Source organism: Streptomyces sp. NPDC006393, from assembly GCF_040628575.1.
Classification (GTDB): Bacteria; Actinomycetota; Actinomycetes; order Streptomycetales; family Streptomycetaceae; genus Streptomyces.
The window spans coordinates 33,141-41,246 of sequence record NZ_JBEXZD010000076.1 but is presented as its reverse complement, the minus strand read 5'-3'; the positions used below and the strand labels follow the sequence as shown (position 1 = coordinate 41,246).

Genomic DNA, 8,106 nt, shown 5'->3' with positions numbered 1-8,106 from the left:
GTACGGAGCTGCCGGAGGTGGCCGACCCCTCGCAGATCGCGCCGAGTGACGCGCGGGCGCTGTCGCGGCTGTTCTTCGACCGGCTGGCGACCCTGGAAGAGGGCACGCACGAGCATCAGTACGCCCGTAACACGCTGATCGAGATGAACATGTCCCTGGTGCGCTACGCCGCCGGCCGCTTCCGAAGCCGGGGCCCCCAGGAGATGGAGGACATCGTCCAGGTCGGCATGATCGGGCTGATCAAGGCGATCGACCGGTTCGAGCTCGCCCGCGAGGTGGAGTTCACGTCCTTCGCCGTGCCCTACATCGTCGGCGAGATCAAACGCTTCTTCCGGGACACCTCCTGGGCCGTGCACGTGCCGCGTCGGCTTCAGGAGGCGCGGGTGGAGCTCGCCCGGGCCACGGAGGAGCTCGGCAGCCGGCTGGGACGCAAGCCCACCACGCAGGAGCTGGCCGGGCTGATGAACCTGCCGGAGCATGAGGTCGTCGACGCCATGGTGGCCTCCAACGGCTACACCTCCGCCTCCCTGGACGCGGCCGTCGGCGGCAGCGAGGAAGGTGAGAGCGTCCTGGCCGACTTCATCGGCGCCGAGGACATGACCATGGAGCTCGTGGAGGACGTGCACAGCCTGGCCCCGCTCCTGGCGGACCTCGACGAGCGGGACCGGCAGATCATCCACATGCGGTTCGTCGAGGAGCTCACCCAGGCACAGATCGGGGAGCGGCTGGGCATCTCCCAGATGCACGTGTCCCGTCTGCTCAACCGTCTGCTCGCCCGGCTGCGGCAGGGACTGCTCGCCACGGGCTGAGCCGACACCGGGTCCAGGGGCCGGACGCCGCCGTCCTGGGGAGGTGGGCGGCGTCCGGCCCCGTTTCGCGTGCCCGCCGAGGCGGGGGCGGGGGCGAGGTTCGTACGTACGGTGGCTCAGCGGCCTGCCCGGGTGCCCGTGCGGCTCAGCGGCCGGCCCGGGTGCCCGTGCGGCCGTCGCCGACCAGGGTCTGCTGGGCGTGCGGGACCACACGCGTCAGCCGGACCACACCCCACGCGATGAGCCCGGCCCCCACGAGTTCCGGCAGCAGCCACACGCCCGTACGGACGTGCTCGCCGAACAGCATGACGCCCAGCAGCAGGCTCACCGTCGCGTCGCCGATGGTCAGCGCCGGCTGGGAGGCCGCCAGCGATCCGGCCTGGAGGGCGTTCTCCAGCAGCAGCAGCGAGCTGACGCCCACGATGGCGAATCCGTAGGTCTGCCAGGTGGCGAGGAAGGCATCGAGGCCCTCGGCGTCGAGCACGCCGCTCGCGGACTTCAGCATGGCGGCGGTCAGGGCGTTGCCGATGGCCGCGGCGGCGGCCAGGACGGCGGCCCGGAACAGCGGAGGACGCCCCGGGCGGGCCAGGACGACCGCCCCCGCCATCGCCCCCAGGCACAGGATGAGCGCGGGGACCCAGCGCACCATGGACGCCTGGTCCTTGGACCCGGAGGGCGAGGCCGCGACCAGGACCAGCACCAGACCGCAGACGACGCCGGCCACGGCCCACCATCCGGCGCCGGGCAGCCGGCGGCGCATCAGGACGCCGGCGGCCAGCAGGGCGAACGGCAGTTCCATGATGAACAGCGGCTGCACCAGCGCCATCGGCCCGTTGACCAGCGCGAGCGCCTGGAACATGGCCGAGGCGAGCACTCCGCAGATGCCGGCCAGCCAGACCGGCCGCCGTGCCAGGGCGAGCAGGAGCCGCAGTCCGCCGCCCTGTGCGACGGTGGAGGCGGCCTTCCGCTGGAAGGCGGTGCCCATCGCATTGCTGGCCGCCCCCAGGACGGCGAAGACCACGGCCAACCCGATCACAGCTCCACCATGCCCGACGGAACGCGTCCCGTCCTGCCGCAGGGCACCGCCACCCATCACGGCTCCTTTGTCAACCCATAATCGAGCCTTATGACCTCATAGACCGGACCCCGGTACCAACTTAGGTTTGCCTTAATTTAGGGTTGCCGTCGAGTCGCCTGTCACCGCTCGAAGGGAACCTGATCATGCCCCGCCCCCTGCGGGTAGCCATCGTCGGAGCCGGCCCCGCCGGTATCTACGCCGCCGACGCCCTGCTCAAGTCCGGCGTGGCCGCCGAGCCGGGCGTGTCCATCGACCTCTTCGAGCGGATGCCGGCGCCGTTCGGCCTGATCCGCTACGGCGTCGCCCCCGACCACCCCCGTATCAAGGGCATCGTCACGGCGCTGCACCAGGTGCTCGACAAGCCGCAGATCCGGCTCTTCGGCAACGTCGACTACCCGAACGACATCACCCTGGACGACCTGCGCGCGTTCTACGACGCCGTGATCTTCTCCACCGGCGCCACGGCCGACCGGGCCCTGCCCATACCCGGCATCGACCTGGACGGCTCCTACGGCGCCGCCGACTTCGTCTCCTGGTACGACGGCCACCCGGACGTGCCGCGCACCTGGCCGCTTCAGGCCGAGAAGGTCGCCGTGCTCGGGGTCGGCAACGTCGCCCTCGACGTCGCCCGGATCCTGGCGAAGACGGCGGACGAACTGCTGCCGACCGAGATCCCGCCGAACGTGTACGAGGGCCTGAAGGCCAACAAGGCGCTGGAGATCCACGTGTTCGGCCGGCGCGGTCCCGCGCAGGCGAAGTTCAGCCCGATGGAGCTGCGCGAGCTGGACCACTCCCCGAACATCGAGGTCATCGTCGACCCCGAGGACATCGACTACGACGAGGGCTCCATCGCCACCCGGCGCGGCAACAAGCAGGCCGACATGGTCGCCAAGACGCTGGAGAACTGGGCGATCCGCGATGCGGGCGACCGGCCGCACAAGCTGTTCCTGCACTTCTTCGAGTCCCCGGCCGAGATCCTCGGCGAGGACGGCAGGGTGGCCGGCCTGCGCACCGAGCGCACCGAGCTCGACGGCACCGGCAACGTCAAGGGCACCGGCACCTTCAAGGACTGGGACGTCACCGCCGTCTACCGTGCGGTGGGCTACCTCTCCGACCCGCTGCCCAAGCTGCCGTGGGACGACGAGACGGGCACGGTTCCCGACGAGGGCGGCCGGATCATCGGCGAGAGCGGCGAGCACGCGCAGTCGACGTACGTCACCGGCTGGATCCGCCGTGGCCCGGTGGGCCTGATCGGTCACACCAAGGGCGACGCCAACGAGACGGTCGCCAACCTGCTGGAGGACTACGCGGCGGGGCGCCTGCACACCCCCGCCTCCCCCGGCCCGGAGGCCGTCGACGCCTTCCTGGCCGAGCGGAACGTGCGCTTCACCACCTGGGAGGGCTGGTACCGCCTCGACGCCGCGGAGAAGGCGCTGGGCGAGCCGCAGGGCCGGGAACGGGTGAAGATCGTCGAGCGCGAGGACATGCTCCGGGCCAGCGGGTCGTAGCGCCGCGACGGCAGGCAAGGCGCGGCGGGGAACCGCGTGCCGCGCACGGGACCCGCGCCCCGCGCACGGGGTGTGCGCGCCCCACCCGGCCGCGCGCCCGCACTCCTGTGTCGCGGGACGGCACCGGCGACCACAATGGTCGGCGGACGGGGCCCGCCCACCATCCGCATCGGGGCGTGCCCCGTCCGCGGTGCCGGAGGAACACACCGGGCCCCGCGCGCGAACGAGCCGTACCCCGGGATCGGGGTACGGCTCGTCCGGCTGCTGCCCGTCGGGGGCTTCCTTACTTGTTCGCGCACGCGTTCCCGGCGGCGGGATTGAGCACACCGATCACGTCGACGGTGTTCCCGCACACGTTCAGGTCGAGGTCGAGTGGGACCTGGATGACGTTGCCGGAGATCAGGCCCGGGCTGTTGGAGGCGGTGCCGGTCGCGGTGGCGCCGTCGTCGGCGACGGCCGTGCCCGCGCCCGCCACCAGTGCCGCACCAGCCAGGACCGCGGCGGCCGTCATTCGGATCCTCATGAGAACTCCTGTCGCTCGAAGTAGCAGGTGCCTCCACAGTGAGGGCGTCAACCGCCGCCAGACCATCACCCCACGGCCGAACGGAGTAGACATGTCAGTCTCCCCGGGCGTCGGTTGGACCGAACGGGGAACCGGGTGTGCGGCCGTACGGGCGACGCCGCAGGCAGATCGGGCGCGCGGCGACCTCACGCCGCGGCGCTCCGGGCCGGCCGGCGCGCCCGACGCGGGCCCGGCACGCGCCCCGGTCGGCCGATCATGATCCGCTCTGGTTGATACTGGAAAGCGCACGCCGTCCCCGCACGCAGATTGGCCCATGTCGAACTCTTCCTCCTCCCGTCCCGCGGCCCCGCCCACGGTGTGGTCGGCGCGCGGCCGCCACACCGGTCCCGGCGCGGCGGACGCCGTACGGCGCCACCTGGAGAAGCTCAAGGCCGACGACGTCGTCCACAGCCATCTCGAACCCGACGATGCCGACACCGCCCGCGAACACGTCTTCGAAGCCCGCTGGCTCGCGCCCGGCGAGGTGACCGTACGCGCCCGGCTCGCCCTGTCGCCCCGCCGCGGCTCCGCGGAGGAGCAGGACTGGGTGCTGGTGGCGGAGGCGGAACGGGCCTGGGATCCGCGGTGGCCGTCCCCCGCGACCATGTTCTGGCCGCGGCGGTCCGACGCCGGCTGGGACCGGGAGGCCGTCACCGGACTGCGCCTGGGGGACGTCAACCCGCTCCCGGACGACGACAAGGAGCTCCGGCGCGTGCTGCGGCACGCGGTGCGCGACACCTGGTGCGTCCATGTCGTCGTGCACGAGGCCATGACTCCCGACGAACGGGGCCGTGCGACGCTGCTGGGGCCGCTGCCGGAGGGCCTGCGCCACCGGGTCGTGGAGCACCGTGCCGCACCGCACCGGCTCAGGGCCGTCAACTGGGTGCTGGACGACTTCGGCACCCGGGTGCCCCGCGGCGGCGCCGTCGTCCTGCCCGGCCACCCGGCGGCGCCCGGCTACGAGGCGCAGGAGTTCTCCGTGCGCAGCGTCTTCCTGGACGGCACCGAGCCGACCGAACTGCTCGACGCGATCACACGGTTCGCCGCGCTGCGCCGGCCCCTGCCGGACGGCGCCGACGACGCCCTGACCGCGCTGCGCGAGCAGTGGCACCTGAGGACGCTGGAGGAGGAGCTCGCCCACGCCCGTGAGCTGGTGGCCATGTACGCCGAGGCCCTGGAGGCGATGACGAAGTCCCGGGACCTGTACCGCGAGGCGGCCGACCGGGCCCACGAAGCCCTCGCCGTCCTCCGCGAGGCCGGAGCCGAGGGCGTTCCCCCCGCGCGGAAACCGGCCCGTGCCGCCACGGGATCTCCCTTCCGGCAACTGGCGCGCGGCCTGGAGCGGCTCAGGGGCTCGGCCCCGTCGCCGCGCCCGGGCACGGTCCCGGAGCAGGAGGACGCCGGGGATGCGGGCCCCTCACCGGGCCCCTCGGACCCGCACGGCGGAACCTGACCCCGCCGCCCTCCCCCACTGCCTCAAGGGCGTGGGGGGACCCTCAGCGGCGTTGTCGTCGGTTGCCGACTCCCCCGCGTCCGCAGACGTGCCGGCCGGGCCGGGTCAGCCGGAGGGCCGTGGAGCCGGATGCCGCTCGGCCACGTGCACCATGAGCAGCAGCGAGAGGGCGGCCAGCGAGGCCAGGGACGCGCACACCGCGGTGAGCCCGGCGCTCGCCGGGGGAGCCAGGGTGATCGCCAGCGCCCGGGACAACTCCGCCGAGGCGAACCGGCCTTCGACGTAGCCGAGGGCGGCCAGGGCTCCCGGCACCACCGCTCCCGCGACCAGCACCGCCACCCCGGGCCGCAGGGCCAGCGCGAGGGCGAGCGCCCCGCACAGCACCGAGGCCGCGAAGGTCATGCCGTAGGCGTAGACGGGCGCGCCCTCGCGGCGCAGCGGGAAGTGGGCGGCGCCGCACACCACGAGCGCCGCCGCGGCCAGCCAGCTGGGCCAGAAGGCCAGCCGGCCCTTCCACCCACCGGACCGCGGCGTGCCGCTGTCCGTCCCTTCGGCCTCGGGCGCGTCCGGGGCTCCGGAGTAACCGCCGGGTCCGATCGTCCCGGTCATCGGCTCCTCGCCGGGGAGCGCCGGCGCGTGCCCGGCGCCGTGGGGCTGCGCGGGGTCCCGGTCGCGGGCGAGCCGGCCGATGAGTTCCACGAGGTCCTCCGCGCTGCGGGCGTCGGCCGCCGCCCGGACCGCCGCCCGGCCGCAGTGGGGCAGTTGAGGTTCCCGGTGCAGCAGGGTCACCAGCCGGGTGACGTCCTCGACGGGCCGGTGTTCGACCGCGGCGCGGATGGTGTCGTCGGCGCTGTCGGCAGGAGACGGCGGCCGGGTGAGCTCGGCGACCAGCCGGGCCACGTCCTCCACCGGGCGGTCCACCGCGACCGCGCGCAGCACGGGGACGGCGGCGTCCGCGTACTGCGGCGACTCCCGGAGCAGGGTGACGAGCCGGGCGACCTCCTCCACGCTCCGGTCGCCGACGGCGGCCCCCGTCAGCCCGCTCGGCGCATCGCCGTCCGCACGCTCACCGGCGCCCTCGCCGCCGCCCGCCGTCCCGCCGGGCGGTCCGGCCCAGGGGACCTCCTCGGTGAAGGAGATGACGGACTGGTCCGACTGGGGTGGTGAAGGGCGGGTGGTCATCTGGGCTCCAGGGGAGGGGTGCGGCCGCTCCTGCAACCCCGAAGTGCGGCACGCGACTTACCCTGACCATTACTAGAGCGGGCTCCGCCCGTTCGCCACCCGGGAGAGCCACCGGGGTGAGCGAGGCGCACGGCAGGCGCGCGGTGCCCCGGCGGCCATGACTACGCTCCGTAAGGAAACCATTCACCCGTTCGATTCGTATAAGTCTCGGGAACCCGAAACGAAGTCAGCGGGCCAAGCGACGCCGCAAGGACGACCACCGCTTGATCGCGGCTGCACCGACAGGGGAGAGACGATGCAACCGTTCGCGCTCAACTACGCACGTCCGGCCGTGGAACGCGAGGCCGCCACGCCGTACGTCTACGACTCCGGACTGCAGCTGAACGTGCTCCTCGACGGCCGGATCGCCGCCTGCGACCACGCGCTGCTGAGGGAGCTGGGCACCACCACCTCCACGGCGGGCTCCAAGACGCACTTCGACGACTGAACACGGCCGGCGACGATGACCGTACTCATCCTCACCGGCGAGGAGGACGTGACGGCGGACATGGTGGTGGTGCACCTGAACGCCTCCTCGGTCCCGGTGGTCCGGCTGGATCCGGCCGATCTGACCGCGGGCGTCGCCCTCTCGGGCGAGTACGTGCACGGCTCCTTCCGCGGCCATCTGTCCGCGGGGGGACGGCTGGTGAGCGTGAGCGGCCTGAGGTCCGTCTGGGTGCGCCGGCCGGGGGTTCCGGCCGCCCGGGCGCCCGAGCCCTCGGCGTGGCTCACCGAGGAGGCGTCACAGGCGCTCTACGGCATGCTGCGTGGCAGCGGGGCGCGCTGGATGAACCATCCCGACGCGGCACGGCGGGCCCGGCACAAGCCGTGGCAGCTGCGGCTGGCACAGCGCTGCGGCCTGCCGGTGCCGGCCACGCTCATCACGACCTTTCCGCAGGTCGCCCGGGAGTTCGCCGAGCGGTTCCCGGATCTGGTGGTCAAGCCGGTCTCCGGCGCGCATCCGCAGGATCCGCCGAGGGCGGTGCCGGCCAGCCGTGTCGCACCCGACACGGACTTCGCGGCGGTGGCCTACGGCCCCACCCTGCTGCAACGGCGGATCGCCAAGCGGGCCGACATCCGGCTGACCGCGGTCGGCGAGACGCTGCTGGCCGCCCGGAAGGCGACCCCGGCGGACGCAGACCCGGACGAGGTGGACGTCCGTTTCGCCCCCTCCACCACTGAGTGGCTGCCGGTGGAGGTCCCGCCGCGCGTGGCGGCGACCGTGCGCCGCTATCTGAAGGAGGCGGAACTGGCCTACGGCGCCTTCGACTTCGCCGAGGACTCCGACGGGACCTGGTGGTTCCTGGAGTGCAACCAGTCCGGTCAGTTCGGGTTCGTCGAGGTGGAGGCCGGTCTGCCCATCGCCCGCACCGTCGCCGCGTGGCTGGCCCGCTCCGCCCCGGGGGAGCCCGGGTATGTCGACGACCGGCGCACCGTCGCTCCGTGAGACGGCGGCGGTGCGCCGCGTCGGCACG

General features: G+C 73.4%; 8 protein-coding genes. 5 read left to right on the top strand and 3 right to left on the bottom strand.

Translation table 11 applies throughout. The features are described 5' to 3' along the window. Positions 1-809: SigB/SigF/SigG family RNA polymerase sigma factor (locus ABZ484_RS26610; protein ID WP_358868445.1), on the top strand; the 809-nt coding region annotated here is incomplete at its 5' end. A 145-nt stretch (positions 810-954) separates the two neighbouring features. Here ABZ484_RS26610 and ABZ484_RS26605 read toward each other — a convergent pair. Continuing rightward, positions 955-1,845: a DMT family transporter gene (locus tag ABZ484_RS26605; RefSeq protein ID WP_358868444.1), complete on the bottom strand. Its 891-nt coding sequence runs from the start codon at positions 1,843-1,845 to the stop codon at positions 955-957. Positions 1,846-2,030: 185 nt separating this feature from the next. Between ABZ484_RS26605 and ABZ484_RS26600 the strand changes: the two genes are divergently transcribed. Beyond that, positions 2,031-3,395 carry an FAD-dependent oxidoreductase gene (locus ABZ484_RS26600; RefSeq protein WP_358868443.1) on the top strand — a complete coding sequence of 455 codons (1,365 nt, stop codon included), beginning with the start codon at positions 2,031-2,033 and terminating at the stop codon, positions 3,393-3,395. A gap of 283 nt (positions 3,396-3,678) precedes the next feature. Here the strand turns inward: ABZ484_RS26600 and ABZ484_RS26595 are convergent, their stop codons facing one another. Beyond that, positions 3,679-3,918 (bottom strand): chaplin, encoded by a 240-nt coding sequence (locus ABZ484_RS26595; protein WP_358868442.1) that lies wholly within the window; start codon positions 3,916-3,918, stop codon positions 3,679-3,681. Between the two features lie 313 nt (positions 3,919-4,231). Between ABZ484_RS26595 and ABZ484_RS26590 the strand changes: the two genes are divergently transcribed. Next, positions 4,232-5,410: a hypothetical protein gene (locus ABZ484_RS26590; RefSeq protein ID WP_358868441.1), complete on the top strand. Its 1,179-nt coding sequence runs from the start codon at positions 4,232-4,234 to the stop codon at positions 5,408-5,410. Between the two features lie 105 nt (positions 5,411-5,515). On the opposite strand, the gene ABZ484_RS26585 is transcribed toward ABZ484_RS26590, so the two are convergent. Beyond that, a complete protein-coding gene (locus tag ABZ484_RS26585; protein ID WP_358868440.1) occupies positions 5,516-6,592 on the bottom strand; it encodes a hypothetical protein in 1,077 nt (358 codons plus the stop codon). A gap of 295 nt (positions 6,593-6,887) precedes the next feature. Here ABZ484_RS26585 and tgmA point away from each other — a divergent pair, with 295 nt between their 5' ends. Beyond that, positions 6,888-7,079 carry a putative ATP-grasp-modified RiPP gene (gene tgmA / locus ABZ484_RS26580; protein WP_030175376.1) on the top strand — a complete coding sequence of 64 codons (192 nt, stop codon included), beginning with the start codon at positions 6,888-6,890 and terminating at the stop codon, positions 7,077-7,079. 15 nt (positions 7,080-7,094) lie between these two features. Beyond that, a complete protein-coding gene (gene tgmB / locus ABZ484_RS26575; RefSeq protein ID WP_358868439.1) occupies positions 7,095-8,078 on the top strand; it encodes an ATP-grasp ribosomal peptide maturase in 984 nt (327 codons plus the stop codon). Positions 8,079-8,106 lie beyond the last annotated feature (28 nt).